The organism is Streptomyces sp. NPDC058864, assembly GCF_042742985.1.
Classification (GTDB): domain Bacteria; phylum Actinomycetota; class Actinomycetes; order Streptomycetales; family Streptomycetaceae; genus Actinacidiphila.
The window spans coordinates 219544-245657 of the sequence record NZ_JBHYMQ010000005.1 but is presented as its reverse complement, the minus strand read 5'-3'; the positions used below and the strand labels follow the sequence as shown (position 1 = coordinate 245657).

Genomic DNA, 26114 nt, shown 5'->3' with positions numbered 1-26114 from the left:
GGGGCAGATCTTCGTCAAGGGCGAGGTCATCAAGACCGTGCCGGAGTCGAAGATCGTCGAGACCCTCATCGAAGAGGCCATGAAGCTCGCCGAGCGCATGCAGGCCGACGGAGTTCCGTCAGGAGAGCCCCAGATCAGTGTGAGCTAAAGCGAAACAATCCCCGGCAGGGGAGCGAGGTGGGAAAGTGTCGCTGCTCGAGAACATCCGTGGTCCGCGCGACCTGAAGGCCCTTCCGCCGGAGCGGCTGGGCGAACTCGCAGTGGAGATCCGTGAATTCCTGGTCCAAGCGGTGGCCAGGACCGGGGGGCACCTGGGACCCAATCTGGGCGTGGTCGAGCTGACGGTCGCCCTGCACCGGGTCTTCGACTCGCCGGCCGACCGCATCCTGTGGGACACGGGCCACCAGTCCTACGTCCACAAGATCCTGACCGGCCGTCAGGACTTCTCCAAACTGCGCGGCAAGGGCGGCCTGTCCGGCTACCCCTCGCGCGCCGAGTCCGAGCACGACGTCATCGAGAACAGCCACGCCTCCACGGTACTGGGCTGGGCCGACGGCCTGGCCAAGGCCAACCAGGTGCTCGGCCGGCAGGACCACGTCGTCGCCGTCATCGGCGACGGCGCGCTCACGGGCGGCATGGCCTGGGAGGCGCTGAACAACATCGCCGCCGCCAAGGACCGCCCGCTGATCATCGTCGTCAACGACAACGAGCGCTCCTACGCCCCCACCATCGGCGGCCTCGCCAACCACCTGGCAACCCTGCGCACCACCGACGGCTACGAGCGCTTCCTGGCCTGGGGCAAGCAGGTGCTCCAGCAGACGCCCGTCGTCGGCAAGCCGCTGTACGAGTCGCTGCACGGCGCCAAGAAGGGCTTCAAGGACGCCTTCGCCCCGCAGGGCATGTTCGAGGACCTGGGCCTGAAGTACCTCGGCCCGATCGACGGCCACGACGTCGCCGCGGTCGAGTCGGCGCTGCGCCGGGCCCGGCGCTTCCACGGGCCCGTCCTCGTCCACTGCCTCACCGAGAAGGGCCGCGGCTACGCCTTCGCCGAGCGCGACGAGGCGGACCGCTTCCACGCGGTGGGCGCCATGGACCCGCTCACCTGCGAACCGCTCACCCCGTCGAGCGGTCCGAAGTGGACCTCGGTCTTCGGCAACGAGATGGTCCGGATCGGCGCCGAGCGCCCGGAGGTCGTGGCGATCACGGCGGCCATGCTGCAGCCGGTCGGGCTGGAGAAGTTCGCCAAGGCCTTCCCGCGCCGCGTGTACGACGTCGGGATCGCCGAGCAGCACGCCGCCGTGTCGGCGGCGGGCCTGGCGACCGGCGGCCTGCACCCCGTGGTCGCCGTCTACGCGACCTTCCTCAACCGAGCCTTCGACCAGGTGCTGATGGACGTCGCGCTGCACAAGTGCGGTGTGACCTTCGTCCTGGACCGGGCCGGCGTCACCGGCGACGACGGCGCTTCGCACAACGGCATGTGGGACATGTCGATCCTCCAGGTCGTCCCGGGCCTGCGGATCGCCGCGCCGCGCGACGCCGACCAACTGCGCGCCCAGCTCCGCGAGGCGATCGACGTCGACGACGCGCCCACCGTGGTCCGCTTCCCCAAGGAGACCGTCGGCGAGGCCCTGCCGGCCATCGACCGGGTCGGCGGCATGGACGTGCTGCACCGCGGCGACCGGCCGGACGTGCTGATGGTCTCCGTCGGCGCCCTCGGCTCGGTCTCGCTGGCCGCGGCCGCCCTGCTGCGCGAGCGCGGAGTCGGCGTCACGGTCGTCGACCCCCGCTGGGTCAAGCCGCTCGACGCGGAGCTGCCCGCGCTCGCCGCCCGGCACCGCATGGTCGCCGTGATCGAGGACAACGGCCGTGCCGGGGGCGTCGGTTCGGCCGTCGCGCAGGCCCTGCGGGACGCGGAGACCGATGTGCCCGTCCGCGACTTCGGCATCCCGCAGCAGTTCCTCGCGCACGCCAAGCGCGGCGAGCTGCTGGCCGACATCGGGCTCACCCCCGCCGAGATCGCCGGCCGGATCGGGGCCACCCTGGCCCGTCTCGCGGCGGACGAGCAGCACCCGAACGAGAAGAGGCACGCGAGCGATGACACCGCCCGATCCTGAGCCCAAGGGGTTCGACCTGGCGACCCTGCTGGCCGAGCGCGGAGCCGAGCGCTACGACCTGCACGCCAGGTACCTCAACCACCAGTTGCCGCGCATGCTGCACACCATCGGCTTCGACAAGGTCTACGAGCGGGCCGAGGGCGCGTACTTCTGGGACGACGAGGGCCGGGACCACCTCGACATGCTCGCCGGCTTCGGGGTGATGGGCCTGGGCCGCCACCACCCCGTGGTCCGCAAGGCGCTGCACGACGTCCTGGACGCCGGGTTGGCGGACCTCACCCGCTTCGACTGCCAGCCGCTGCCCGGGCTGCTCGCGGAGAAGCTGCTGTCGTACGCGCCGGGCCTGGACCGGGTGTTCTTCGGCAACAGCGGCACCGAGGCGGTCGAGACGGCGCTGAAGTTCGCCCGTTACGCCACCGGCAGGCCCCGCGTGCTCTACTGCGACCACGCGTTCCACGGGCTGACCACCGGCTCGCTGTCCGTCAACGGCGAGGGCGGCTTCCGGGAGGGCTTCGACCCGCTGCTCCCCGACACCGCCGTGCCCCTGGGCGACCTGGCGGCCCTGGAGCGGGAGCTGGCCAAGGGCGACGTGGCCGCGCTGATCGTCGAGCCGATCCAGGGCAAGGGCGTGCACGCCGCGCCGCCCGGCTACCTGCGGGCGGCGCAGGAACTGCTGCACCGGCACAAGGCGCTGCTCATCGCCGACGAGGTGCAGACCGGCCTCGGCCGCACCGGCGACTTCTTCGCCTACCAGCACGAGGAGGGCGTCGAACCGGACCTGGTCTGCGTGGCCAAGGCCCTGTCGGGCGGCTACGTGCCGGTGGGCGCCACCCTCGGCAAGGACTGGATCTTCAAGAAGGTCTACTCGTCCATGGACCGGGTGCTGGTGCATTCCGCGAGCTTCGGCTCCAACGCCCAGGCCATGGCCGCGGGGCTGGCCACCCTCGCGGTGATGGAGGACGAGAAGGTCGTCGACAACGCCCGGGTCACCGGGGACCTGCTCCGCGACCGCCTAGCCGCCCTCGTCGACCGCTACGAGCTGCTGCACGAGGTCCGCGGCCGGGGCCTGATGATCGGCATCGAGTTCGGCCGGCCGAAGTCGCTGGGACTGCGCAGCCGCTGGACGATGCTGCAGGCGGCCCGCAAGGGCCTGTTCGCGCAGATGGTGGTCGTGCCGCTGCTGCAGCGGCACCGTATCCTCACCCAGGTCTCCGGGGACCACCTGGAGGTGATCAAGCTGATCCCTCCACTGGTCATCGGGGAGCGCGAGGTGGACCGATTCGTGGACGCCTTCACCGCCGTGATGGACGACGCACACGGCGGCGGTGGCCTGATGTGGGAGTTCGGGCGGACACTGGTGAAGCAGGCGGTCGCAGGCCGCTGACCGGTGCCGTCGCCCGGCCCGTGGATCTTTGCCCCTGAGGCAAACTTTTTGCCTCAGGGGCGAACCATGTCTATACCTGAGGTATGACCTCACCACCCGCGGACGAGGCGCCCCTGCCGGACGTCGCCCCCCAGCTGCGCGCGCTGCGCCGCAGGGGCGGGCTGACCCTGGAGGCGGCCGCCGCCCGGGCCGGGCTCTCGCCCGCGCACCTGTCCCGGCTGGAGACCGGGCAGCGGCAGCCCTCGCTGCCGATGCTCCTGGCGCTCGCGCGCACCTACGGCACCACGGTGTCCGACCTGCTCGGCGAGACCTCGCCGGAACGGGAACCCGTCGTCCGAGGCGGTACCGTGCCGCCCGCGGAGGCCGGCGGCTGGACGTACTGGCCGGCCGGGAACCCCGGGCGGGCCATGCAGGCACTGCGGCTGCACGTGCCTTCCGGCCCGCAGGAGGGGCTGGTCCGCGTCCACTCCGGCGAGGAGTGGCTGTACGTCCTGAAGGGCGAGCTGCGGCTCACCCTCGGGGACGCCGTGCACCGGCTGGTACCCAGCGACAGTGCCCACTTCGACTCGCTCACCCCGCACCGCATCGCGGCGGCCTCGCCGAACGGTGTCGATCTGCTGTTCGTCCACACGCTGCTGCGGAGTTCCGTCGTAGAGCTGTGCCTGGGCGACGGCCGTTCCCCGCGCCCCCACGGCGCATGACGAGAGGACTGACCGTGTCCGGCAACTCCGGGGGCAAGGCCCCCATGGGCTTCAAGGTGCGCACCTTCATCTACCTGGTGGGGGTCCACTTCTTCGCCGCGTTCTTCTTCCTGATCTTCCACCTGGCCGGGGCCAAGTAGGGCGGCCCCGGCGGACCCGGTCAGGCCGGCCCCGCACCGTCCAGGAAGAGCGTGCGCAGCCGCTCGCGGCGCCCGGGCGTGAGGCCGAGCCCCTCCTCCAGGTAGCGGTCCACCGAGCCCCAGTGCTCCTCGATGGTGTCGAAAGCGGTCTCCAGGTACTCCTTGCGCGCGTCGAAGAGCGGGCCGAGCAGTTCCATGACCTCGGGGGTGCTCGCCGGCTCCGCGCCGTCACCGCGCCGGATGCGGTAACGGCGGTGGGCCTCGTTGCTCTTGAGGTAGTCCTCCACGATCGCGTCGCGCTCGACCCCGAGGGCGAGCAGGATGACGGCGATCGAGGTGCCGGCCCGGTCCTTGCCCGCGGCGCAGTGCAGCAGCGCCGGCACCGACTCGTCCTCGGCGAGCAACTCCAGCATGCGGGCGTGCTCGGCGGTGCGGTCCAGCACGATGCGGCGGTACGCCTCCACCATGCGCGCGGCGGCGCGGCCCTCGCCGAGGATCTCGCGCAGCGCCGCGACGTCGCCGTCGCGGACCGTGGTCCAGAACTCGGCGCCCTGGGCGGGGTCGCTCAGCGGCATGTTCACGTTGCGCACGCCGGGCAGCTCGACGTCCGGGCCCTCCAGCTTCATGTCGGAGGCGTTGCGGAAGTCGAAGACCGTGTGCAGCCCGAGGGAGGAGAGGAAGCCGGCGTCCTCGGCGGTGGCGTGCGCCAGGTGGCCGCTGCGGAAGAGCCGCCCGTACCGCACCCGGCGGCCGTCGGTCGTCGGGAGGCCGCCCACGTCACGGAAGTTGCGGACCCCGGTCAGCTCGGGTTCCGACGGGGCGGTCTGCGGCGTCTGCTCGGGCACCGGGGCTCCTTCACTCAGGGGCCGGGCGGTGCGGGTCACCGGCGGCCGGACCACTCCCGACCTTACGGCACCCCCGGGTCGTCCGTACCGGGCGGTATGTGATCGCGGAGGCGGGCCGTCGCGGTCCGGGCGGGGCGCCGTCTTATTCCGTTTCCGGCGGATCCGGCCGGGTGGGATAGATCACCCCCCGTCAACCCCTGGTTACGGTGGCGTAAGTCACTTGAGGAGGTGAAGTATGTGCTGACGTGCCAGACGATTCGAAAAGAAACAACAGTGACGCCATCGGGTCGTACACAGCCGTGGGGGACAGCTTCACGGAGGGTGTAGGCGACCCGGCTCCCGACGGGACGTTCATCGGCTGGGCCGACCGGCTGGCGGTCCTCCTCTCCGACCGCCGCCCCGAGCACGACTTCCGGTACGCCAATCTCGCGGTGCGCGGCCGCCTCCTCGACCAGATCGTCGAGGAGCAGGTGCCGCGGGCCGTGGAGCTCGCGCCCGACCTCGTGACCTTCTGCGCGGGCGGCAACGACATCCTCCGTCCCGGCAGCGACCCCGACGACGTGGCGGAGCGGTACGAGGCGGCGGTCGCCCGCCTCACCGCGTCGGTCGGGACCGTCGTGCTGTGCACGGGCTTCGACACCCGCGGGGTGCCGGTGCTGCGCCATCTGCGCGGGAAGATCGCCACGTACACCGCGCATGTGCGCGCCATTGCCGACCGGTACGACTCCCCGGTGCTGGACCTGTGGTCGCTCCGTTCGGTCCAGGACCGCAGGGCCTGGGACGCCGACCGCCTCCACCTGTCGGCCGAGGGGCACACCAGGGTCGCGCTGCGCGCCGCGCAGGTGCTGGGCCTCGAGGTGCCCGCCGACCCCGACCAGGCGTGGCCGCCGGAGCCGTTCCGTGCGCCCGCCGACATCCGGCGGGACAACATCCAGTGGGCGCGCGAGTACCTCGTGCCCTGGATCGGCCGGCGGCTGCGCGGGGAGTCCTCCGGCGACAACGTGGAGCCCAAGCGCCCGGACCTGCTGCCGCTGTAGCCGGCGGACGGCGGGCGCTGGGACGTCCCCTCGGAGGACGACGTCAGAAGGGCTGCGCCCCGGGGGCGAGTTCGGCCCACACGACACGGCCGCCGCCGTCGTCGGTGGGCCGGACGCCCCATGCCTGCGAGAGCGCGCCCACCAGCAGCAGGCCGCGGCCGCCCTCCTCGTCCACGCCCGCCGCCCGCGGCCGGGGCGCAGTCGGCGCGCGCCCCTGGTCGCTGACTTCGAGCCGCAGCCGGGCGCCGTCGTAGCGCATCCCGCAGGTGATGAACTCGCTGCCGGTGTGCATCACGGCGTTGGTGAAGAGCTCGGAAACGATCATCTCGGCGTCGTCGCGCAGTCCCTCGTCCGCCTCCCACTCCCGCAGCCGTGCCCGCACGCGATGGCGTGCGTCGGCGACCGAGGACCCGTGGGCGGGCAAACGGAACAGGTCCTGGCAGCGACGGGCGTCGAGGGTGCCACGGCGCTCTAACCGCAGAGCGTCTGGTGAGGAGGCCACGTCACCAACTATGGGGTCCCGTTCGAACCGTTGGCAAGATGCGATCTGTAATTTACAGAACGGCCGGTGCGCACTGTCGGTTTTCGATGACGGCATGACACACTGCTTGCAGCAGAGGGGAGTTGGGGAAGTTGGTCGTGACGGACGCACGGTCGGCCGGTGCTCCCACCGTCCTCCGGGTGGTGCTCGGCAAACGGCTCCAGGACCTGCGCGAGAAGGCCGGGCTCTCCTTCGAGGACGCCGGCCGGGCGCTGGACGTCACCCACGCCACGATCCGCCGCATGGAGAAGGCCGAGGTCGGCCTGAAGATCCCCTACGTCGAGAAGCTCCTGCGCACCTACGGGGTCACCGATCCGGTGGAGCTCGAGGAGTTCCTCGCGCTGGCCCGGGAGGCCAACCAGCCGGGCTGGTGGCACCGTTACCGCGACGTCCTGCCCGACTGGTTCAGCGCCTTCGTGAGCCTGGAGGGCGAGGCCGGCGTCATCCGCGCCTACGAGCCGCACTACGTCCCCGGACTGCTGCAGACCGAGGAGTACGCGCGCGAGGTGCTGCGGGCGGGGAACCCGCGCGCCGGCGAGGCGGAGGTCGAACGGGGGGTCGCGCTGCGCATGGAGCGTCAGGCGCTGCTCACCCGGGCGGACGCGCCGCTGGTCTGGATCGTCATGGACGAGACCGTCCTGCGAAGACCCATCGGCCGCCCGGCGGTCATGCGCGCCCAGATCGCCAGGCTGATCGACTCCTGCGCGCTGCCCAACGTGCGACTGCAGATCATGCCGTTCACGGCCGGACCGCACCCCGCCATGTACGGCCCGTTCCACATCTTCCGGTTCCAGACGCACGACCTCCCGGACGTCGTCTACTCCGAAAACCTGGTCGGGGCCGTCTACTTCGACGACCGCGACGACGTCTCGACCTTCCTGGAGGCCCTGGACCGGATGTGCGCACAAGCCGCACCGACCCAGAGCACCGAGCGGATCCTCGGTGGCATCCACAAGGAGACATGACCATGGAGCGGATCCACAACGGCATGCCCGCCCGGGAACTCGCCCGCGAGGGCTGGCGCAAGCCGTGGAGCGGGGGCAACGGCGGCTCGTGCGTCGAAGCCCTCAGAATGGACGACGGCCGGGTGGCGTTACGGCAGTCAGCGGACCCCGACGGGCCCTGCCTGATCTACACCGGCAACGAGATGACGTCGTTCATCCAGGGCGCCAAGGCCGGCCAGGCCGACTTCCTGCTGCAGTGAGCGGCGGGACGGACCGGAGCACCACCGACCGCACCGACCTCGACCCGCAAGGGCCACCGGAATCCGAACGGAGCAGGGCGTTGACCGACAAGGGCTTCCCCGCGGAGGAGATCGACACCAGCCGGCCGCATCCGGCCCGGATGTACGACTACTACCTCGGCGGCAAGGACAACTACGAGGCCGACCGCGAGGCGGCCGAGATGGTGATCCGCATGACCCCCGACGCGCGCCCCAGCGCGCGCGCCAACCGGGACTTCATGCAGCGCGCGGTGCGCTACGCGGCGGGCCAGGGCATCCGGCAGTTCGTCGACGTCGGCACCGGCATCCCCACCTCGCCCAACACCCACGAGGTCGCCCGCTCCGTCGTCCCCGAGGCCAGGGTCGCCTACGTCGACAACGACCCCATCGTCGCCGCCCACGCCGGCGCGCGGCTCACCAACACCGGCAACGCCGGGTTCTTCCTCGGCGACGTCCGCGAGCCCGAGAGCGTGCTGGAGCACGCCACCATCCGGGAACTGATCGACTTCGACGAGCCCGTCGCCCTGATGCTGGTCGCGCTCATGCACTTCGTCCGCGACGACGAGGACCCGGCCGGGATCGTGCGCACCCTGACCAAGAACCTCGCGGCCGGCAGCCTGCTGATCCTCAGCCACGGCACGACCGACTTCCACCAGGACGTCGACGCCGACGCCGGTGAGGCCTACAAGAACGCCACCTCCACCCTGACCCTGCGCAGCAAGCCGGAGATCGAGCCCTTCTTCGAAGGGTTCTCCCTGGTCGAGCCCGGCCTGGTGCAGGTGCCGCGGTGGCGTCCGGACGGCCCGCTCCCGCAGGAGGGCGAGCACGTCCGCATCGCCTTCTGGGGAGGCGTCGGCCGCAAGGGCTGACGCGACCGCGCGGGGCGGGCCCGAGCGGGCCGCCCGCTACGGGGACGTCGGTGACAGCAGCCGCAACGGTGTCCGCCCGGACGGCGGCGCGGCGGGGATCCGCTCCAGGACCCCGCCCGCGAACACGTCGTACAGCGGCAGCGTCTCCAGGTGGACGTAGCCGATGTGGCAGTCGCAGACGGCCAGCGGGCACGCCCTCGGACGCAGCGCCGCGCGGTAGGAGCCGTCGTAGAGGTTGCCCAGTTCCTCGCGGACGAAGTGGCAGCGGCGCACCGTGCCCTCGCCGTCCACCGATATGACCGACTCGCCCGTGCGGCACGGCAGGCCGGCGCTGCGGTGCGGATGCCGGCTGTACGGGAAGAGCGGGTCCAGCGCGGTCCACCGTGCCGCCTCGGCGTCGGTGTAGGTGTGGCCCTCGGCGGCGTTGACCCACAGGTAGACGTGGTCCGGGAGCTCTGCCCGCAGTCTGCGGGCCTGTTCCAGGTGCTCGGGCAGACCGACGATTCCCACGCTGTGCCGGATCCCGCGCTCCGCCAGGTCGCGGCACTTGGCCAGGAAGCGGTCGTAGGGCGTCTGACCGGGGTGGAAGGTGCACCACAGGGCGAGCGTGTCCGGGTCGGCCTCGTCCAGCCACTGCGTGCGGCAGCTCAGGTTGGTCTGGATCGCCACGCGGCGGATGTGCGGGAGCCGGCTGAGCTCCACCAGGGCGCGCCGGTACCAGGAGCGCACCAGCCCCTCGCCCCACGGGGTGAACAGCAGCGAGAGCCGCTCGTCGGTCCGCCCGGCAGCCCAGTCGGCGAAACGCTCCAGCGCGGCACGGTCGGCGGTCAGCTGGGCCCGGCTGTCACGGCGCTTGGCGAAGGGGCAGTACGGGCAGTCGTAGTCGCACGACGCCAGCGGGCCGCGGTAGAGGATCGTCAGGTCCATGGCGGAGGCGCTCACCTGGGCTGGTAGGCGGCCATGCGCCGGTGGACGGCGGCGGAGAACAGCTCGGGGCCGGCCGCGTCGGAGTGGGCCAGGCCCTCGGGCGACAGCCGCAGCACGTCCGGACCCGCGGACGCGTCCAGCCAGCCCCGCTCCGCGAAGCGCTCCAGCTCCTCGGCGAAGTCCTCCCCGGGAGCGGTGCCGAACCGGGCCCGGTACTCCGCGACGGGCAGGCCCTCGGCCTGCAGCAGGGACTGCAGCAGATGGCGGCGGCGGGCCTCCTCGTCGTCCATCGCCCAGCCGAAGTCCGCGTGACCGAACTCCTCCGCGGTGCGCGCGGTGTAGGCGTCGATGATGCCGCGGATGCGGTGCATGTCGACGGCGTAGTCGAAGGAGTAGTGCAGCGCGGAGGTGTACGAGCGGGCCCCGCAGCCCAGACCCACCATGCCGTCGGTCTGGCAGGCGTAGTCCCCGCCGCCGGTGGCCGGGGCGTCCGCGCGGCGGAACATCCGCATCGACACCTGCTCGTAGCCGTGCGCCAGCAGATGGTCGCGGCCGTGGCGGTACAGCCGAAGCCGCTGCTCGTCCCACGCCGCCTCATCGCCTGCCGTCCGGTCGCCTGCCGTCTGGTCGCCCGCCGCCCCGCCCCGCGCGGTGCCGGCGGCGTGCCGGCCCAGGCCGGTGAGCGGGCGGACGTACAGCGGGTACAGGTACAGCTCCTCAGGGCCCCACGCGAGCGCGGCGTCCAGGGACTCCGTCCAGGAGCGCTCGGTCTGGCCGTCGATGCCGTAGATCAGGTCGACGTTGAGGACGGGGATGCCCGCCTCCCGGATCCTGCCCAGCGCCGCCTCGACGTCGGCACGGCGCTGTGGGCGGACGGCGGCGCGGGCCTCGGCCTCGACGAAGCTCTGCACCCCCAGGCTCAGCCGGGTCGTGCCGCGTTCCGCCAGCACCGACAGCCGGTCGGCGGTAGCGGTGGCCGGCGAGGCCTCGACGGAGAGCGGTATCGCCCGCAGGTCGGCCCCCAGGCCGTGTTCGGCGAGGTCGCAGAGCCGCTCCAGCTCGGCGGCCTCCAGATACGTCGGAGTGCCGCCGCCGAACGCGGCGTTGGCGAACCGCGCCCCCTCGCCGAGCGCTTCCCGTACCGCCGCGGCCTGGCGCTCCAGCGCGTCCAGGTAGGCGGTGGCCAGGCCGTCGGGTGCTCCGATCCTGGTGAAGAGGTTGCAGAAACCGCAGCGGACCTCGCAGAACGGGATGTGGAAGTAGAGGGACAGCGCTTCCTTGGGCTCGTCCGCCCACAGGTCGCTCAGCCGGGACCGCTCGCGGGGCAGCGCTCGGTAGGCCGTCTTGTGCGGGTACGCGTACACGTAGTGCCGGTACGGGCGCACGGCGGCCGCGGCCGGGGGCGTCGGGGAGAGCGTCAGGTCGGTGGGAGTCATCGGGCGGCCCCGTCGAGGAGGAAGTGGGCGTAGGGCACCGTCCACACGACCTCGTGGCCGATGCGGTGGCCGGTGTGGCCGTCCTCGCCGTACGCCGTGCCGTGGTCGGAGCAGACGACGGCCAGGCACGGACGGCGGCTCGAGGCGGCGGCGAAGAGCCTGCCGATGTGGCGGTCGACGTACTCCAGGGCGGCGGCGTGGGTGGCGCGGGAGTCGCCCGCCTCCCGGGTGGCGCCCGGCAGGTGGAACCAGTTGGGCTGGTGCAGCGCCGACACGTTCACGAACAGGAACAGCCGCCGCTCGGGCGGCAGGGCGGCGACGACCTCCTCGGCGCGGTCGACCTGCGCCTCGAAGGAGGTGGGGGAGGGCACGCCGAACTCCGGTTCCCAGTGGCTCTCCTGGAAGAGCCCGGGCAGCACCGACCCCAGCGGCGCCTGCTTGTTGAAGAAGCCGACGCCACCGATGCACACCGTGCGGTAGCCGGCCGCGGCCAGGCCCGACACCAGGTCGGGGGTGTCGTACACGAAGGTGCCGTCCGCGGTGCTCTCGCTGCCGGCGAAGCGCGCCGCGAACAGCCGGGGGTGCGGACCGGGCGTGGTGGGCGTGGGCAGGAAGCCCGCGAAGATGGCCTGGTGGGAGGCGTAGGTGAAGCTGCCCGGCGCATGCCGGCGCTCCCAGCGGCCGCCGGGCAGATGGCGGCCCAGGTGGGGGATGCGGCCGGCCGCGGCCAGCTCCTCCGCCACGTCGTGGCGGAGGGTGTCCAGCGTGACCATCAGGATGTCGTGGCTGCCCACGATCTGGTTCATGTCAAGCGGTGGTGTCATGGTGGTGCTCCTCGCGTCGCGCGCGTTCCATCGCGGCCGGTACGGCGGCGACCTGGGCGGCGTAGGTGTCCAGGCCCTCGGCGGCGCTGCCCGGGAGGCCGGTGAGCCGGGGCAGCAGATCCCCGAAGGCGTTGACCTCGCCGACGGCGAAGCGGCGCCAGCCGGTCGCGGGCAGGACGTCCACGCCGACGCAGAGCGTGCCGGGGAAGCACGCGGCAGCCCGTTCGGCGGTCGTGAGCACGTCGCCGAAGTCGCCGCCCGCGGCGCGGATCGCCGCGCGTGCCGTGTCCAGGTCGCCGCGGGAGCCGCCGAGGTGCAGGTTCGTCATCGGGTGCGGGCTGGTGCGGACGACGGCGTGCGTGGCGCGGCCGGCGACCACCACCACCCGCAGGTCGGCCGCCCGTCCGTCCTGGGACGCCTTGGGCAGCCAGCGTTCGACGTGCAGCCCGTCCGGGGCCAGCGCGTCGACGAGGGCGGCCACCTCCGGTTCCGTGCGGTACTCGCGCACCCGCAGCGAGTTGAACAGGCGACCGCCGGCGGTGGTCTCCACCGAGGTCGTGGCCCTGATCCGGCCGGGGCCCGCCGTCGCCAGCGCCACCACCCCGGAGCCGGAGGAACCGTGCGCGGGCTTGAGGAACGCCCGGGAGATCCCCGCGGCGCGCAGCCGCTCCCTGAGCTCGGCCCAGCCGCGGACCGGCGGCCCGCCGGGTGCGGGGGGCACCGGGACGCCCGCGGCGGCGAGCCGGGCGTGGCAGCGGCGCTTGTCGAACAGGACGGCGATCTCGCCGGCGTCCGCCGACGGCACCGCACCGGCCCGGCGGGCCGCGTCCGTCACCTCGCGCACGGCGGCGGTGAAGCGCCGGTACCACAGCGCGGTGCCCTCGACCCGGGCCGGGTCGTCGGCGCCCCGCAGCAGCCGGTCCACCTCGGCGTCCTCGCCGGGGGAGTCGACGCGCACGAACTCGCCGGGCGCGAAGGCGTACCGTCCGCGCAGCACGTCGCGCCACGCCAGCACGCGCGGCGCGGGATGGCCCGCGGCACGCACCGCGTCGGTGAACAGCGTCGTCCTGCGGTTGCCGGGGTTGCCGACCACGGCGATGCGGAGCGCACCACCGGTGCCGCTATTCGGAGACGGCGACATAGCGCCACTCCTCGTCCCGCCAGCGGTGCGGCTCGCAGTGCTCCGACAGGTCGACCTCGGTGCCCGCGGAGCCCACGGCCGCGCGCAGCCGCTCGGCCACGGCCACGCTCACGAAGTGGTGGTGCAAGTCGAGCCGTTTGAGGTGGGTGAGCGGCTGGCCGCCGAGCAGCGCCTCGGCACCGGTGTCGGTGAGCGTGCCCATGGACAGGCTCAGCGTCTCCAGCTGCGCGACGACGGGCGCGGAGGCCACGGCCGCCGCGATCTCGTCCTGCAACGCGCTGTCCTGCAGGCCGAGGTGACGCAGTGCCGGGAAGCGGCCGCCGGCGAGGACCGGCGCGAGGTCGGCGACGGTGGCGTCGCCCCCGTACTGCTCCACGCCGAGCCACAGCTCCAGGTGCTCCAGCGCGGGCAGCTCGCAGGCGCCGACCGCCCGCACCACAGCCCCGGGCAGCCCGCCGGACTCGAAGCGCAGCACGCGCAGCGCCTCGTGGCGGACGGGGCGCAGCGACAGCGGTTCCTCGCCGAGGCCCTGCGAGTCGCCGCCGCGGACACCGAACTCCTCCAGCAGCGGGAAGCGCTCGAGGACGGGTGTGACGTCGGTCAGCTGCAGCCAGGAGACCTCGCACTCCTCGCCGGTCACGTCGGCGAGGAACAGGGCGCGCAGCGCGGGGAAGCGCTCCGCGTCCGCCAGTATCAGGTCGAGCGCGGGACGCAGTTCGGTGTACTCGTCGTCCCACCAGGGCCCGAGGACGAGCGCCCGCACCCGCGTGGTGTCGACCGCCGACGTGAAGTGGGCCCACACCCGGGAGAAGGCGATCTCGCCGGCCTCGAAGCAGTCCAGCCGCCAGGCCACGGCGTCGGGTCCGGGCAGCTCGGCGCCGCCGGCCTCGGGCAGCGTGTGCACGGGCAGCCCGTGGAAGGTCTTCAGATGGTGTGTCACGGTCATGACGTCCTCACTCGGCGACGGCGGTGTAGCGGTGGACCTCGCCGTCCCACTCGTCCTCGTCACCGGGGTCCGAGAGGTCGACCTCGACGCCCGAGGGCTCGAGGGCGGCCCGCACGCGCTCGGCGACGGGCTCGGTGACGAAGTTGTGGTGGAGGTCGAGCCAGTTCAGATGGGTCAGCGGCTGGCCGGCGAGCAGGGCGGTCACGCCCTCGTCGGTGAGCACGCCCAGGGACAGGTCGAGCGAGGAGAGCTGGGCCACGACGGGGGCCGCGGCGACGGCGGCGGCGATCTCGTCCTGGATCTCGCTGTTGCGCAGGCCGAGGTGGCGCAGCGCGGGGAAGCGCCCGCCGGCGAGGACCGGCGCGAGGTCGGCGACGCCGGCGTCGCCCCCGTACTCCTCCACGCCGAGCCACAGCTCCAGGTGCTCCAGCGCGGGGAGTTCGCTCGCGGCGACACCGCGGACGACCTCGCCGGGCAGGCCGCCCGCCTCGAAGCGGAGCGTGCGCAGCCGCTGGTGGCGGACGGCGGGGAAACGCAGCCCCGTGCCGCCGCGGGCGCCCAGTACCTCCAGCTGCGGGTAGGCCTCGAGCACCGGCGTCACGTCGGACTGCTCGATCCAGGAGATCTCGGCCTCCTCCATCTCCAGGTCGCCGATGAACACGGCCTCCAGCGCGGTCAGCCGTTCCCGGGCGTCCACCAGCAGCCGCACGATGGCACCGGAGTCGTTGTCGTACGGCTCGCCCCACTGCCCCACGACCACGGCCCGCACCCCGGCGGGCTCCACCGTCTCCAGGAAGCGGTCCCACAGCTGCGCGAAGGTCTCCTTCGCGTCGTCCTCCCAGGGGTTGACGGCCAGTCGCCACGCCACCGCGCCGGTGGCTGGCAGTTCCTGCCGCGCGCCGGGGGCGGGGAAGTCGAAGGCCGGCAGGCCGTTCAGTTCCTGCAGATGTTCGACGTAGGACATCGGTGGTCTCCCGAGGTGGACGGACGCGGTGCCTTGGAGGTGGTGCTGCCATGGAGGCGGTGCCGCCACTGGCGAGAGGCGGGTGTGCCCGCTCGCGAAGAGTTCTACCAAGCCGCTCGGACAACGGCTGCCGCGGGTTGTGCACAGTCCGGCGGGGGGGCGTTGTCACACCCCCCGCGTAGCGTCGTGGACATCGGGTCGGCGGGTGCCGACGGCGGAGGGAGACACGCATGTACCGGCAGGGGGACGTCCTGATCGTGCCCGTCGCGGAGGCGGCCGTGCCGCCGGGCACGGACCGGCTGCCGCGGCAGCCGAGGGACCCGCGGGGCAGGCTCGTGCTGGCCCTCGGCGAGGTGACCGGGCACGCCCACGCGGTGGTCGGGCCGGGGAGCCTGGTGCGCGAGGCCGGGCCGTTCGGGGCGGCGTATCTCCATCTCCCGGACGGCGGGCGGGTGGTGCACGAGGAGCACGCCGCGATACCGCTGCCCAAGGGCTGGTACCGCGTGGTGCGGCAGCGCGAGTACGTGCCCGGCGCGGTGCGCGTCGTGGCGGACTGACGAGGACGGGGGAGCGGAGCGATGACGACGGTGGCGAGCACGGCCGCGGCGGACACGGGTGCGGCGGACACGGAAACCGCGACGGACACGACGGCGCTGTGGCGAGAGGTCGTCGCGAGGACCGGACCCGCGGACCGGGCGGCGGCGGAGGACGGGGTGCGCCTGGCCTACCGGCTGGCCGGGCTGCCCGAGCCCGAACGGATCGTGTGGGCGGCCTCACCGCTGGAGGCCGTGGCCTTGGCCGTGCGCCTGACGGCGGACGGCACGGCGGGCGGCAGCGTCCGCGACGCCGTGCGGACGCTGCCGTGGGCCGCGGCACGGGAGCGGGTCGCCGACCGGCTCGGGCCGGCCGGCTGGGCGGACCACTGGGCCGTCACGGGCGCGCAGTTGTGGGACACGACGGTGCTGCTCACCGAGCGGATACGGACCGCCGTGGTCGACGCCGCGCCCGGTGTGCCCGGGGGCGCGCAGGCCGTGCGGCTCGCGCTGCTCGACGCCGTGCTCGGACAGCACGACGCGGCATGGCTGGCCGCCTTCGACGGCCGGGAGGGCACCCGGGAGCTGGCCGGTGTCGCCGTGGTCGCCCGCAACGCCGGCTGGTGGTGGCCGTACGAGCGGACGGCGGTCGTCGCCGAACGCCCCCTGGAACTGCACCGGGACGAGGCGGGCAGGCTGGACCGAGGCGACGGCCCCGCGCTGGCCTTCGCGGACGGTTTCGCACTGCACGCCTGGCGCGGCATGCCGGTCCCCGCCGAGTTCCTCGACGGGCTCGCCGGTCTGACCCCGCGCCGCATACGCGAGGAGGAGAACGCCGAGCTGCGCCGGGTGATGCTGGAGCACTACGGCTACGAGCGCTACCTGGAGGAGTCCGGGGCGGAGCCCGTGCAGCGGGACGCGGCCGGGGTGCTGTGGCGGATCGAACTGGAGGGGGACGAGCCGCTGGTGATGGTCGAGGTCCTCAACTCCACACCGGAGCCGGACGGCACCCACCGCACCTACTGGCTGCGGGTGCCGCCGCGGACCCGGACGGCCCGCGAGGGCGTCGCCTGGACCTTCGGACTGGAGGAGGCCGACTACGAGCCGGAGCGCGAGACCTGAGCGGAATCGAGCGTCGCGGCGTCGATGAGGGCCAGGTTGCCGCCCGCCGTGCAGGTGTACGCGCCCGCCGTCGCGCCGAGGCGGGCGCAGGACTCGAAGTCCAGTCCGCGCGTGCGCCCGTGCAGAAAGCCGCAGAGGAAGGCGTCGCCCGCCCCGTTGGAGTCCACCACCGGGCCGGGCGGGGTGACAGCCGGGATGTGCCGGGGCGTGCTGCCCCCGTCGCGCGCCAGCAGATAGGCGCCGCCCGCCCCCGCGGTGGCGATCACGGCCTGGGCGCGGCCGTCGCGCAGGATCCCGCGCATGACGTCGGCGATGCGCTCGCCCGCCGCCGCGGCGCTGAGGAAGACCAGGTCGGATCGGCGGGCGAACTCCCGCTGGTGCTCGGCCAGTCCGTCCCAGTCGTGCAGGTCGGTCGAGACGGGCAGGCCGAGTTCCTCGATGTCGTCGTAGAGGAAGCGGGTGAAGTGCGAGATCGACAGGTGCACGTGGCGGGCCCGGCGCAGGTGCGGCAGGTAGAACTCGCGCGGCATCCGCAGGTCCGCCGGGTCGCGCCCGTCGTAGAAGGACATCCGGCGGCCCGCGGAGTCCACGAGGTTGACGGCCCGCCGGGTCCCGGCGGGGGAGATCAGTGCCTCGAAGTCGACGTCGCCCTTGGCCAGACGCTCCCTGAGCATGGAGCCGATCCAGTCCTCGCCGACGAAGTCGAGGAACTTCACGCTCATGCCGAGGGCGCGGCAGCCCAGTGCCACGTTGCCGCCGGTCTGGCCGGGCCACTCCCGGACCGGCTCCACCCCCAGGGAGTCCGCGAGGGGTACGGGCAGGTTGTCCACCCGCACCACGGTGTCCACCCCGGATCCGCCGACGACGAGCACGTCGTACGGCGACTCTTCTGTGGTCATGTGCACCTCCAGTCACCACCCCGGCGCCATGCTACGGCCGGGCGGTGTCCCCCGGCGCGCGATCGCGGATGTGCTCGGCCGCCCAGGCGGCCCACTCCTGCTGCATCCTGGTGAAGCGCAGCCCCCATTCCAGGGTCAGCCGGCCGTAGAATGCGAGGTCGCCGCCGGCGTCCCAGTCGACGGAGCGCTCGAGCTCGAGCAGGCCCTCGTGGTGCTCGGCGGCCACCTTCCCCTCCCGCTCCACATAGGCGCGGGCCTGGGCGGGGTCGACCTGGTCGAGGAAGAAGACCCTCAGCAGCGCGTCGCTGCGGCGGTTGCGCTGCGGCTCGACCTCGGTGAGCCAGTGGAGCAGCTCCGCGCGTCCCGCCTCGGTGAGGGCGTACTCCTTGCGTCCGCGCGGCCCCTCGGCGGCGACGGTCACCAGCCCGGCCTCGGCGAGCCGGTTCAGCTCCGTGTAGAGCTGGCTCTGGGTGGCGGGCCAGACGTTGGCGAGGGAGGTCTGGAACGTCCTGAGCAGGTCGTATCCGCTCGCCGGGTGATCGGCGAGGAGTCCCAGGACGGCATGGCGAAGGCTCATGCCCGGCATCCTAACATTCCAATATTGACATGTCGCGAGTGGAGCTTTTAACTTTGACATGTCAGAACTGGAAGGTCGAGAAGAACGGGGTTCGCCATGGGGTACCTGCGCAGTTTCCTTCCGTGGATCGCCTTCGCGGTCGTCGCCACCGAGGCCGACTGGCGCTACGGGGCGCTCGCCGGCCTCGTGCTCTCGGCCGGGCTGGTCGCGAGGGAGCGCCGCGCCGGCCGCCCGGCGGACCGGTTCGTGGTCGAACTCAGCTCCGGGGCCTTCTTCGCCCTGCTCGCGGCACTGGCCTTCGCCGCCCCGCACTCACCGCTCGAGCCCTACAACACGGCGCTCTCGCTCGGCTGGCTCGCCCTCACGGCCTGGGGCTCGCTGGCCGTCCGCAAGCCGTTCACCCTCGGCATCGCCAGGTCCATGGTCCCGTCCGCGGTCTGGGACAACCCGGTCTTCCTCCGCACCAACGTGATCATCACCGCGGTGTGGGCGGCCTCCTTCACCGTCAACGCCGCGCTGCTTGCCGTCCTGCTCTCGGCCGCCCCGCACGCGCTCGCCGGGATCATCGCCGTCAAGATCTGCGGCTTCGCCCTTCCCGTCGTCTTCACGACGCGCTACAGCCGCGCGGTGGCCGCCCGCGGGCAGGCCGCCACCGCCGCCACCACCGCCATCTCCGCCCCGGCGGTCGCGCCCATGGGCGTCACGGCGCCGAGCCGGTGACCAGCTCCGTCCACGCCGCGCGGACCGAGTCCAGACCGAAGGACTCGCGCAGCCAGCCGCGGGCCTGCTCGCCCGCCTCCTCCCAGCCGTCGGCCGCCAGCGTGGCGATCGCGTCCGCCATGGCCGAGGGGGAGTCGTGGATCCAGCGGCGCTCGTAGATCGCGTCGGCACCCGGCCAGGGCAGCAGGGCGGGCACCGCCCCGGAGGCCATGCCCTCGGCCGGGGCGAGGTGGAAGCTCTCGTCGTCGCTGGTGGAGAGCACGAAGCCGATGCGCCGCAGCCAGCCGGCCACGTCGGGTCCGAAGTCGTCGAAGACCACGGCGTCCTCCAGGGGGCCCGACTGCACCCGCCGCAGCACGGCGTCGTAGTGGGCCCGCTCCTCGGGCTTGTTCCAGATCCACCAGTAGTCCCAGGGCATCTTGGACTTCACCGACAGCCGCCACCGCGGGTCCCGGGCCCGCAGGGCCTCGAGCACGTCCAGACCCAGGTCGAGCCGCTTGCGTGATGGAGCGATGCCGATCATGCCGAGGCGGTAGCGGGCGTCGGGGACCTTGGGGCGGTCCAGCTGCCGGTCGTCGACCCAGTTGGGGATGGTGACGAGCTTCTCCTGCGGCCAGCCGGTGCGTTCCCGCGTGAGCCGGTTGTAGTGCGGGCTGACGCACACGACGCGGTCGACGGCGTCGATGTCGACCTGCGCGGGGTAACCGGCGTACAGCTCGAAGCGGTGCAGCCGCACCACCAGGCGGGAGCCGCGCCGCTTGTGACGGCTGTACCAGACGGCCGCGGGCCCGCACCACTCGACGACCACGACGTCGGCCCAGGCGGCGAGCTCCTTGCCGGCCGCCGCGTCGTGCCGGGCCAGCGCCTCCCACGCGTCGACCCGCACCTCGACCCCGGGCAGGGCCTGGAGGTGGTCCAGAAGCCGGGTGAAGAACTTCAGGTCGTGCCCGGCGACGACGACCCGCAACGGCCGGCCGCGCCCGGCGAGCCCGGCCGGTGCGGCGGGCAGGGCCCGTTCGACCAGGCCCCGCAGCCGTTCGGCGGCCCGGTCAAGGGAGAAGTGCGCGGCGGCCTCGCGGCAGCGCCGGGCGGCCGTGCGGTAGGCCTCGGGGGAGCCGGCGGCGGTGGCGACCGCCTCCGCCGCGTCGTCGAGGGTGCCCCGGCCCGGGACGAACAGCGGGTAGTCGGCACCGAGCAACGCCTCGTGCGCGGGGGTGCGGTTGAGCACGACGGGCAGCCCCAGCGTCCCGAACTCCAGCACCTTCGTCGACAGTTCCAGGCTCGCGTCCAGCTCCGGGTGGCGCCAGCCGAGCCCCAGGTCGCAGCCCGCGGCGATCCGCATGGCCTCCTGGCGCGGCGTGCCGCCGTGGTGCACCACGCCGGTCGCGGTGCGCAGCGCGTGTTCCATGGCCGCGTGGAAGCCGGGGTGCCGCGGGTCGTCGTGGATCTTGTCGCCGACGGTGTGCAGCTCGGCCCTGATCCCCCGGGCGGCCAGCGCGCCCGGCAGCTCCGTCATCTCCAGGGTGTTCCAGCGCGGCGCGAACTTCCCCGTGTACACCATGCGCACGGGGCCCCTCGCCGCGTCGTGCTCCGGCACCGCGAAGTCCGGGACGGGCACGCTCGGCGGGTACAGCACGCACCTGCCGCACGCGGCCGGCACCCAGGCCTCGATGAAGCAGCGCAACTCCTCCGTCTGGCACAGCAGATGGCGGGACGCCTCGGCGATCCGGGTCAGCTCGCCGACGGCCTCCTCCGTCATGTGCGCCGCCGACTGCGGGATGTCGGTGAGGTACGCCCAGATCCGCCCGTCGAAGGCACCGTCGGCGACGACCTGCGCCACCAGCCGGCGTCCGCGCAGCACCAGCAGGTCGCACGGCTCCTGCTCGTCTCGTTCGCGCAGCACCCGCGCGGCCTGGACGGGCGAGAGGACGTGCCCGGTCGGTACGACGGACACCCCCGGCAGCTCCGCCAGCGGATCGACCAGCCGCCCGGTGCGCACCGGCGCCTTCAGCACCAGCCGGGTCCGGCAGCCGGCCCGGGCCAGCGCCTGCACCGTGGACTGGGCCCACACCGCGGAACCGTCGATGAGGTTGAGGTCCACGTCCCCGTAGACCATCGCCCTGACCGTGCGCGTGCCCGTCATCGGACCTCCTCCGGGCGGATCGTGAACAGCCGCCCCGCTCCGGGGGACGGCCACAGCGTCCTGCGCACCAGCGCCGGGCGGAAGCCGTTGACGTGCGGCACGAAGCCCGCGGTGTCCGCGCTGAAACCCACCGCGTCGGCCCCGGAGCACTCCTGGGCGCACATCAGGTCCAGCAGGTGGACCGCCGACCGTTCCTCCGCGAGGTCCGACCAGTCCGCGATCCAGGGCGCGTCCGGCCCGTCCGCCGCCGCCCGTACGGTGACCCCGCCCGCGGCGAGCTCCGCGTAGGCCGTTCCGGGCTCGGGCACCAGCACCTCGGCGGGGCGGTACCGCTGCGCCATGACCTGCGCGACCAGGCGCGAGATCTCGGCGTCGCCGCGCGGGTCGGCCAGTACGGCCACCCGCCGGGCGTCCAGCGGGTCCGCCGCCCCGGCGATCCTGGCGAGCTCCGACAGCCGGACCCGCGTGGCGCGGGAGGTGAAGATCTCCCGGAGACCGGCGCGGTCCACCGTGGCCGGGTCCAGCCGGGCCGGCTGCACCCCGGTGTCCCCGTCGAGCACGGCGTCCCAGGGAAACGGCGCCAGGCCGGGGGCGGCGGAGGCAGGGGCGTCCCGCCACAGCACGGCGGTGCGGCCGAGCGCGTGGGCGGCGGCGAGGAGTTCGGCCAGCCGCCGGTCCAGGTCGGGCGCCGTGCCGGTGCCGGTGTGCGCCCACGGGCCGGAGAGGCAGGCGCTGAGCTGTACGACCAGCACGTCCGGATCGGTGCGTTCGGCGACCTGCCGCGCGTCGTGCGGCAGCACGCGGTTGACGACGGCGTCGTGGGCGAAGTCGGCCGCGGTCGCGGCGTCCAGCACGCCGGCGACGACCAGTCGGTCGCGGGGGCCCGCCGTGAACGCCCGGTGGGCCAGGTGCAGGTGCCCGTCGGCCGCGGCCTCGGCCGCACCCGGTGCCGCGGCGGCGGCCGGCCCGCCCGGCCGGGCCGCCGACGGCCGGCCGCCCTTGCCGCGGCCGCGCCACATCCCGTACAGCTCGCGCGGCAGCCGCGTCGAACCGCGCAGGGGCGACCGGGCGGCCGAGACCAGTGCCTGGCCCACCCGCATCGAGGTCGAGCCCTGCAGCATGGCGACCCGGGCCTCCAGCACCTCGATCCGCTCCCGGGCGCGCCGCAGTTCGGCCGCGAGCCGGTCGCGCTCGTGGGTCAGGGCCGCGGTCCGCTCACCGTCCGTGCCGTCCCGCAGTTGTTCCAGCGCGCGGCGGTCCTCCTCGTGCCGCCGTTCCAGCTCCAGCATCCGAGCCCGCTCGGCGCGCGACACGAACTCCGCCAGCACGTACTCGCCGGCCAGCCGCAGCGCGGTGCCGTCCTCGCCGGGCACGGTCCGCCCGGCCGGGTCCAGGAGCGGCAGCAGTGCCTTGGCGCAGGTGAAGACCGCGCCGCCGTGCAGGTGCAGGTAGTCCAGGCTGGCTGCCCGCAGCACCTGGCAGCGCTGCGCCACCAGGGCGTCGAGCAGCCGGTGGTAGGGCAGTTCGGCGCCGCGATGGCCGAACACGATCAGCCCTCTGCCGCCGGGCCGCATGCGCCGCAGCGCCGCGAGGCAGGCCTCCTCGTCACCGTGCCGGTGCGGGTCGGGGCCGTACGACAGCAGGACGAGCCGTCCCTCACCCACCGGTTCCTCGTCACCGGGCGCGCAGGAGCGCAGCCGGACGCCCTCCGGCAGGTGCAGGTACGGGCCGAGCGGGATGCCGCCGCCGGTGGCGTCGACGACCTCGGTCACCCCGTCCAGGTGCGGGTGGAGCAGATCGAGAAGGCGCATCAGGAGGTCCTCGTGAAGACGTGGAAACCGACCCTGTTCTCCCGGAAACCGTACGGCGTGAAGCCGCCGTACCGCAGTCCGAGCGGCTCGACGGCGGCGCGGTACTCGGCCGCGGGGCGGTGCAGGATGTAGTCGCCGCGGGCCACGCGCCCGGGCGCGTCCTCGTCGGTGACGACCAGCCGGCCGGTCAGCCGGACGAGACAGGCGAGGTTGACCAGCGCGGCCCGCCAGGCGGCGTCGTCGAGCACGTGGAAGAGCACGTCCACGGCGAGCACCACGTCGTACAGCCACGGGCTCCGCCACGCCGACAGCTCCGCCACCGCGTAGCGGGGGCCGCCGCCGAGCGCGCGGCAGTGCTCCACCGCCGAGGGGCTGGCGTCGATCGCGTCGACGAGATGGCCGCACCGGGCCAGGGCCCGCGCGAAGTGGCCCTTGCCGCAGCCCGCGTCGAGCACGAGCAGCGGATCGGTGGCGCGTTCGCAGTCGCCGGTGATGCGCAGCACCTCCGCGATCCGCAGCGCGTAGAAGATCTCGTTCCCCGGCCGGTCGAGGCCGATGTGGCCGCCGGACGCCAGGTCGTCGTGCCCGCGGTGGCGGGCGTCCCAGTAGGCGAGCGGGCCGGACGGGCGCGGCTCAGACATGGTGGTCCAGCCACTCGGTGACGATCCGGGCGATGCGGGGCCCCGAGCGGCCGTCCCACAGCGGAGGTCCCTCGGGGGCGGGCGCTTCGCCGTCCAGCGCCTTGAGCAGGGCTGGGGCCAGCCCGTCGGGGGTCACCAGGCGGTTGGTGCCGTGGGTGACCGTCACCGGCCGTTCGGTGTTCGGGCGCAGCGTCAGGCAGGGCACGCCCAGGACGGTGGTCTCCTCCTGCACCCCGCCCGAGTCGGTGACCACCGCGGCGGCGCCCCGCAGCAGTCCCATGAACTCCAGGTAGCCGAGCGGCTCCAGGATCCGGATGCCGGGCGTGTCGCCGAGCCCCGCCGCCTCCAGCGCGACCCGGCCGCGCGGGTGCAGCGGGACCGCCAGTTCCAGGTGCCGCGCCGCCTCGCGCAGCGCCGCCACGGCGGCGGCCGCGGCGGCCGGGTCGTCGACGTTGACCGGACGGTGCAGCGTCACGACGCCGTAGCGCCCCGACAGCCCGTGGGCGGCGCGCGCGGCCTCCGGGTCGAACCGCGGGAGGTGGGCCAGGAGGGTGTCGATCATCGGGTTGCCGACGAAGTGCACCCGGGCGGTGTCCACGCCCTCGTCGGCCAGATGGCCCACCGCCTCCGGACTGGTGACGAAGAGCAGGTCGGCGAGCTGGTCGGTCAGCCGCCGGTTGACCTCCTCCGGCATCGTCATGTCGAAGCTGCGCAGGCCCGCCTCGACGTGCGCCACGGGCAGCCCCAGCTTGGCGGAGACCAGGGCGGCGGCCAGCGTGGAGTTGACGTCCCCGTACACCGTCACCAGGGCGGGGGCGCGGGCGGACAGCTCGTCCTCCAGCGCGGTCAGCAGTGCGGCGGTCTGCCGGGCGTGGCTGCCGGAACCGACGCCGAGGTCGACGTCCGGCTCGGGCAGGCCGAGCTCCCGGAAGAAGACGTGCGACATGCGTTCGTCGTAGTGCTGTCCGGTGTGCACCACGGACTGCGGCTGCCCCGCCTCGCGCAGTGCGGCGACGACCGGGGCGGCCTTGACGAAGTTGGGCCGGGCACCGACCACGTGGACTACCGAGCCGAGCACGGTGCCTCCCGTTCACTTGCCGTGCTTAGGGTGGGAATGTGCGTCGTCGTACTCTTCGTGCCTTGATTCTCGCCGCCTCCGTGGCGGTACGTCATCTGCGGGACGACCCGGTGCGCGCGGCGTCCCTGGCCCTGCGGGTCGCCCCGGGACCGGCGCGGCGGCCCGCCCGGTGGGTGCTGGCCCGGCTGCCCGAGCGCGATCCGCACCGGGGGCGCGGCGGTGCCTCCGCGTACGGGCCGCGCGGCGTCCCCGCCCCCGCCGGCGTGCCGGGGGCGGCGGTGCCGGGGCGGGTGCTGCACCTGGTCACCAACTCCCTGCCGTACCGGAACGCCGGTTACACCGTCAGGACGCACGCCATCGCGCGCGCCCAGCGGCAGGCGGGCCTGGACCCGCAGGTCGTCACCCGGATGGGCTTCCCCGTGGCCCAGGGGGTCTGGGACGGACGGCCGGCGCAGGTCGTGGACGGGGTGCCGTACCACCGCCTGCTGCCCGTGCGGATGCCCGGGACGCCGGCGGCCGCCCTCGCCCGCAACGCCGAGCTCGCCGCCCGGCTCGTCGAACGGCTGCGCCCCGCGGTCCTGCACGCGGCCACGGATCACCCGAACGGCCGAGTGGCGCTCGCGCTGCGCGAATCGTTCGGCCTGCCCGTCGTCTACGAGGTGCGCGGCTTCCTGGAGGAGACCTGGCTGACGCAGGGGCCCGGGCGAGCCCGTGACAGCGCGTCGTACCGCGAGCGGCGGGCCCTGGAGACGCACTGCATGAAGGCCGCCGACCTGGTGCTCACCCTCGGCGAGGCCATGAAGGAGGAGATCGTTTCCCGCGGGGTCCCCGAGGACCGGGTGCGGGTCGTGCCCAACGCCGTGGACGAGGTCTTCCTCCAGCCCCTGCCCGACCCCGGTGAGCTGCGGACCCGCCTCGGCATCCGCCCCGGTGAGGTGGTCGTGGGCACCGTCTCCACGCTCACGCCCCACGAGGGCGTCGGCACCCTGCTGCGCGCCGGGGCCGAACTGCGCCGCCGGGGGGTGCCGCTGCGCCTGCTGATCGTGGGGGACGGCCCGCTGCGGCCCGCACTGGAGCGGCAGGCGGCCGGGCTCGGCCTGGGGGACGCCGCCCTGTTCACGGGCCGTGTGCCGCACGCAGAGGTGCGGGCCCACCACGCCGTGCTGGACGTCTTCGCGGTGCCCCGGACGGGGGAGCGGGTGTGCCATCTCGTGACCCCTCTCAAGCCGGTGGAGGCGATGGCGAGCGGTCTTCCCATCGCGGCAAGTGATGTCACGGCGATGGGTGAGCTGGTCGAAGACCAGGTGAACGGGAGGCTAATTCCATCAGGAGACGTAAATGCCTGGGCAGATACGCTCGAAGTATTGCTCTATAGTCCAAATCAACGGCGGATGATGGGCGCCGCCGCCCGCGCACGAGTGGCCCGCGACCGTACGTGGGCGCACATCGCGGGGCGGACGCGCGACGCCTACCGCGGTCTGGGGGCCGTATAGCGCTCT

26 protein-coding genes and 1 pseudogene are annotated in these 26114 nt (G+C 73.6%); 13 read left to right on the top strand and 14 right to left on the bottom strand.

The window, feature by feature from the left end:
- The 5 genes and pseudogenes from ACFW3D_RS06740 to ACFW3D_RS06720 form a co-directional block, all read left to right on the top strand.
- Nucleotides 1–148: pseudogene (locus ACFW3D_RS06740) on the top strand (flavodoxin-dependent (E)-4-hydroxy-3-methylbut-2-enyl-diphosphate synthase); the annotation flags it as partial.
- Between the two features lie 37 nt (nt 149–185).
- Complete coding sequence (gene dxs / locus ACFW3D_RS06735; RefSeq protein ID WP_500502150.1) at nt 186–2114, top strand: 1-deoxy-D-xylulose-5-phosphate synthase; 1929 nt, start codon at nt 186–188, stop codon at nt 2112–2114.
- Nucleotides 2095–3498, top strand: coding sequence for an aspartate aminotransferase family protein (locus ACFW3D_RS06730; protein ID WP_500502148.1), 1404 nt, complete (start codon nt 2095–2097; stop codon nt 3496–3498). Before dxs ends, ACFW3D_RS06730 begins: the two co-directional genes overlap by 20 nt.
- An 83-nt stretch (nt 3499–3581) precedes the next feature.
- Nucleotides 3582–4199 carry a helix-turn-helix domain-containing protein gene (locus tag ACFW3D_RS06725; RefSeq protein WP_500502146.1) on the top strand — a complete coding sequence of 206 codons (618 nt, stop codon included), beginning with the start codon at nt 3582–3584 and terminating at the stop codon, nt 4197–4199.
- Complete coding sequence (locus tag ACFW3D_RS06720; RefSeq protein ID WP_392615222.1) at nt 4196–4339, top strand: DUF6126 family protein; 144 nt, start codon at nt 4196–4198, stop codon at nt 4337–4339. Before ACFW3D_RS06725 ends, ACFW3D_RS06720 begins: the two co-directional genes overlap by 4 nt.
- 20 nt (nt 4340–4359) lie before the next feature.
- On the opposite strand, the gene ACFW3D_RS06715 is transcribed toward ACFW3D_RS06720, so the two are convergent.
- On the bottom strand, nt 4360–5184 hold the full coding sequence (locus ACFW3D_RS06715) for a tyrosine-protein phosphatase (protein ID WP_500502144.1): 825 nt from the start codon (nt 5182–5184) through the stop codon (nt 4360–4362).
- Nucleotides 5185–5429: 245 nt separating this feature from the next.
- Here ACFW3D_RS06715 and ACFW3D_RS06710 point away from each other — a divergent pair, with 245 nt between their 5' ends.
- A complete protein-coding gene (locus ACFW3D_RS06710) occupies nt 5430–6221 on the top strand; it encodes an SGNH/GDSL hydrolase family protein (RefSeq protein ID WP_500502142.1) in 792 nt (263 codons plus the stop codon).
- 43 nt (nt 6222–6264) lie between these two features.
- Here ACFW3D_RS06710 and ACFW3D_RS06705 read toward each other — a convergent pair whose 3' ends face one another.
- The gene (locus ACFW3D_RS06705; protein WP_500502140.1) at nt 6265–6645 is read right to left on the bottom strand and encodes an ATP-binding protein; all 381 of its coding nucleotides are present in this window, start codon (nt 6643–6645) and stop codon (nt 6265–6267) included.
- 215 nt (nt 6646–6860) lie between these two features.
- Between ACFW3D_RS06705 and ACFW3D_RS06700 the strand changes: the two genes are divergently transcribed.
- From ACFW3D_RS06700 to ACFW3D_RS06690, 3 genes are all read left to right on the top strand, one after another.
- The gene (locus ACFW3D_RS06700; protein ID WP_500502136.1) at nt 6861–7727 is read left to right on the top strand and encodes a Sco1979 family transcriptional regulator; all 867 of its coding nucleotides are present in this window, start codon (nt 6861–6863) and stop codon (nt 7725–7727) included.
- The gene (locus ACFW3D_RS06695; RefSeq protein WP_500502134.1) at nt 7724–7966 is read left to right on the top strand and encodes a DUF397 domain-containing protein; all 243 of its coding nucleotides are present in this window, start codon (nt 7724–7726) and stop codon (nt 7964–7966) included. The genes ACFW3D_RS06700 and ACFW3D_RS06695 overlap by 4 nt, the downstream gene beginning before the upstream one ends.
- Nucleotides 7967–8046: 80 nt before the next feature.
- Nucleotides 8047–8853, top strand: a complete 807-nt coding sequence (locus ACFW3D_RS06690; RefSeq protein WP_500502132.1) for an SAM-dependent methyltransferase — start codon at nt 8047–8049, stop codon at nt 8851–8853.
- A 36-nt stretch (nt 8854–8889) separates the two neighbouring features.
- On the opposite strand, the gene ACFW3D_RS06685 is transcribed toward ACFW3D_RS06690, so the two are convergent.
- From ACFW3D_RS06685 to ACFW3D_RS06660, 6 genes are read right to left on the bottom strand one after another with little or no spacing between them, the layout of a single operon-like run.
- Nucleotides 8890–9780, bottom strand: a complete 891-nt coding sequence (locus ACFW3D_RS06685; RefSeq protein WP_500502130.1) for an STM4011 family radical SAM protein — start codon at nt 9778–9780, stop codon at nt 8890–8892.
- A gap of 11 nt (nt 9781–9791) precedes the next feature.
- Nucleotides 9792–11216, bottom strand: a complete 1425-nt coding sequence (locus ACFW3D_RS06680) for an STM4012 family radical SAM protein (protein ID WP_500502128.1) — start codon at nt 11214–11216, stop codon at nt 9792–9794.
- Complete coding sequence (locus ACFW3D_RS06675) at nt 11213–12022, bottom strand: STM4013/SEN3800 family hydrolase (RefSeq protein ID WP_500502165.1); 810 nt, start codon at nt 12020–12022, stop codon at nt 11213–11215. Before ACFW3D_RS06675 ends, ACFW3D_RS06680 begins: the two co-directional genes overlap by 4 nt.
- A 1-nt stretch (nt 12023) precedes the next feature.
- A complete protein-coding gene (locus tag ACFW3D_RS06670; RefSeq protein WP_500502126.1) occupies nt 12024–13181 on the bottom strand; it encodes an STM4014 family protein in 1158 nt (385 codons plus the stop codon).
- Complete coding sequence (locus ACFW3D_RS06665; protein WP_500502124.1) at nt 13162–14127, bottom strand: STM4015 family protein; 966 nt, start codon at nt 14125–14127, stop codon at nt 13162–13164. The genes ACFW3D_RS06670 and ACFW3D_RS06665 overlap by 20 nt, the downstream gene beginning before the upstream one ends.
- A 7-nt stretch (nt 14128–14134) precedes the next feature.
- A complete protein-coding gene (locus tag ACFW3D_RS06660; RefSeq protein WP_500502122.1) occupies nt 14135–15091 on the bottom strand; it encodes an STM4015 family protein in 957 nt (318 codons plus the stop codon).
- A gap of 230 nt (nt 15092–15321) precedes the next feature.
- On the opposite strand from ACFW3D_RS06660, the gene ACFW3D_RS06655 reads away from it, so the two are divergent.
- Together ACFW3D_RS06655 and ACFW3D_RS06650 are read left to right on the top strand one after the other, a co-directional pair.
- Nucleotides 15322–15648: a DUF8820 family protein gene (locus ACFW3D_RS06655; RefSeq protein WP_500502120.1), complete on the top strand. Its 327-nt coding sequence runs from the start codon at nt 15322–15324 to the stop codon at nt 15646–15648.
- Between the two features lie 21 nt (nt 15649–15669).
- Nucleotides 15670–16746: a DUF6745 domain-containing protein gene (locus tag ACFW3D_RS06650; protein WP_500502118.1), complete on the top strand. Its 1077-nt coding sequence runs from the start codon at nt 15670–15672 to the stop codon at nt 16744–16746.
- Here ACFW3D_RS06650 and ACFW3D_RS06645 read toward each other — a convergent pair.
- Nucleotides 16722–17645 (bottom strand): carbohydrate kinase family protein, encoded by a 924-nt coding sequence (locus ACFW3D_RS06645; RefSeq protein WP_500502116.1) that lies wholly within the window; start codon nt 17643–17645, stop codon nt 16722–16724. The two genes, ACFW3D_RS06650 and ACFW3D_RS06645, sit on opposite strands and share 25 nt — an antisense overlap.
- 31 nt (nt 17646–17676) lie before the next feature.
- Nucleotides 17677–18222, bottom strand: coding sequence for a PadR family transcriptional regulator (locus ACFW3D_RS06640; RefSeq protein WP_500502113.1), 546 nt, complete (start codon nt 18220–18222; stop codon nt 17677–17679).
- 96 nt (nt 18223–18318) lie between these two features.
- On the opposite strand from ACFW3D_RS06640, the gene ACFW3D_RS06635 reads away from it, so the two are divergent.
- Complete coding sequence (locus ACFW3D_RS06635; RefSeq protein WP_500502110.1) at nt 18319–18942, top strand: hypothetical protein; 624 nt, start codon at nt 18319–18321, stop codon at nt 18940–18942.
- On the opposite strand, the gene ACFW3D_RS06630 is transcribed toward ACFW3D_RS06635, so the two are convergent.
- Genes ACFW3D_RS06630 through wecB form a run of 4 tightly spaced genes read right to left on the bottom strand, consistent with a single transcriptional unit; the run spans nt 18923 to nt 24615 of the window.
- The gene (locus ACFW3D_RS06630) at nt 18923–21085 is read right to left on the bottom strand and encodes a glycosyltransferase (RefSeq protein WP_500502108.1); all 2163 of its coding nucleotides are present in this window, start codon (nt 21083–21085) and stop codon (nt 18923–18925) included. The two genes, ACFW3D_RS06635 and ACFW3D_RS06630, sit on opposite strands and share 20 nt — an antisense overlap.
- Nucleotides 21082–22896 carry a hypothetical protein gene (locus tag ACFW3D_RS06625; protein WP_500502106.1) on the bottom strand — a complete coding sequence of 605 codons (1815 nt, stop codon included), beginning with the start codon at nt 22894–22896 and terminating at the stop codon, nt 21082–21084. The genes ACFW3D_RS06630 and ACFW3D_RS06625 overlap by 4 nt, the downstream gene beginning before the upstream one ends.
- On the bottom strand, nt 22896–23537 hold the full coding sequence (locus ACFW3D_RS06620) for a class I SAM-dependent methyltransferase (protein WP_500502104.1): 642 nt from the start codon (nt 23535–23537) through the stop codon (nt 22896–22898). Before ACFW3D_RS06620 ends, ACFW3D_RS06625 begins: the two co-directional genes overlap by 1 nt.
- Nucleotides 23530–24615 (bottom strand): non-hydrolyzing UDP-N-acetylglucosamine 2-epimerase, encoded by a 1086-nt coding sequence (gene wecB, locus ACFW3D_RS06615; protein WP_500502102.1) that lies wholly within the window; start codon nt 24613–24615, stop codon nt 23530–23532. The genes ACFW3D_RS06620 and wecB overlap by 8 nt, the downstream gene beginning before the upstream one ends.
- Before the next feature lie 62 nt (nt 24616–24677).
- Here wecB and ACFW3D_RS06610 point away from each other — a divergent pair, with 62 nt between their 5' ends.
- Nucleotides 24678–26108, top strand: a complete 1431-nt coding sequence (locus ACFW3D_RS06610) for a glycosyltransferase (protein WP_500502099.1) — start codon at nt 24678–24680, stop codon at nt 26106–26108.
- Nucleotides 26109–26114 lie beyond the last annotated feature (6 nt).

Excerpts from the sequence above, each read along its gene's own strand:
- ACFW3D_RS06630 (WP_500502108.1), bottom strand. The coding sequence starts at position 21,085 with ATGACGGGCACGCGCACGGTCAGGGCGATGGTCTACGGGGACGTGGAC.
- ACFW3D_RS06685 (WP_500502130.1), bottom strand. The coding sequence starts at position 9,780 with ATGGACCTGACGATCCTCTACCGCGGCCCGCTGGCGTCGTGCGACTAC.
- ACFW3D_RS06635 (WP_500502110.1), top strand. The coding sequence starts at position 18,319 with ATGGGGTACCTGCGCAGTTTCCTTCCGTGGATCGCCTTCGCGGTCGTC.
- ACFW3D_RS06670 (WP_500502126.1), bottom strand. The coding sequence starts at position 13,181 with ATGTCGCCGTCTCCGAATAGCGGCACCGGTGGTGCGCTCCGCATCGCC.
- ACFW3D_RS06730 (WP_500502148.1), top strand. The coding sequence starts at position 2,095 with ATGACACCGCCCGATCCTGAGCCCAAGGGGTTCGACCTGGCGACCCTG.
- ACFW3D_RS06655 (WP_500502120.1), top strand. The coding sequence starts at position 15,322 with ATGTACCGGCAGGGGGACGTCCTGATCGTGCCCGTCGCGGAGGCGGCC.
- ACFW3D_RS06680 (WP_500502128.1), bottom strand. The coding sequence starts at position 11,216 with ATGACTCCCACCGACCTGACGCTCTCCCCGACGCCCCCGGCCGCGGCC.
- ACFW3D_RS06720 (WP_392615222.1), top strand. The coding sequence starts at position 4,196 with ATGACGAGAGGACTGACCGTGTCCGGCAACTCCGGGGGCAAGGCCCCC.
- ACFW3D_RS06675 (WP_500502165.1), bottom strand. The coding sequence starts at position 12,022 with ATGAACCAGATCGTGGGCAGCCACGACATCCTGATGGTCACGCTGGAC.
- ACFW3D_RS06650 (WP_500502118.1), top strand. The coding sequence starts at position 15,670 with ATGACGACGGTGGCGAGCACGGCCGCGGCGGACACGGGTGCGGCGGAC.
- ACFW3D_RS06620 (WP_500502104.1), bottom strand. The coding sequence starts at position 23,537 with ATGTCTGAGCCGCGCCCGTCCGGCCCGCTCGCCTACTGGGACGCCCGC.
- ACFW3D_RS06660 (WP_500502122.1), bottom strand. The coding sequence starts at position 15,091 with ATGTCCTACGTCGAACATCTGCAGGAACTGAACGGCCTGCCGGCCTTC.
- ACFW3D_RS06625 (WP_500502106.1), bottom strand. The coding sequence starts at position 22,896 with ATGCGCCTTCTCGATCTGCTCCACCCGCACCTGGACGGGGTGACCGAG.
- ACFW3D_RS06640 (WP_500502113.1), bottom strand. The coding sequence starts at position 18,222 with ATGAGCCTTCGCCATGCCGTCCTGGGACTCCTCGCCGATCACCCGGCG.
- ACFW3D_RS06665 (WP_500502124.1), bottom strand. The coding sequence starts at position 14,127 with ATGACCGTGACACACCATCTGAAGACCTTCCACGGGCTGCCCGTGCAC.
- ACFW3D_RS06645 (WP_500502116.1), bottom strand. The coding sequence starts at position 17,645 with ATGACCACAGAAGAGTCGCCGTACGACGTGCTCGTCGTCGGCGGATCC.
- ACFW3D_RS06695 (WP_500502134.1), top strand. The coding sequence starts at position 7,724 with ATGACCATGGAGCGGATCCACAACGGCATGCCCGCCCGGGAACTCGCC.
- ACFW3D_RS06725 (WP_500502146.1), top strand. The coding sequence starts at position 3,582 with ATGACCTCACCACCCGCGGACGAGGCGCCCCTGCCGGACGTCGCCCCC.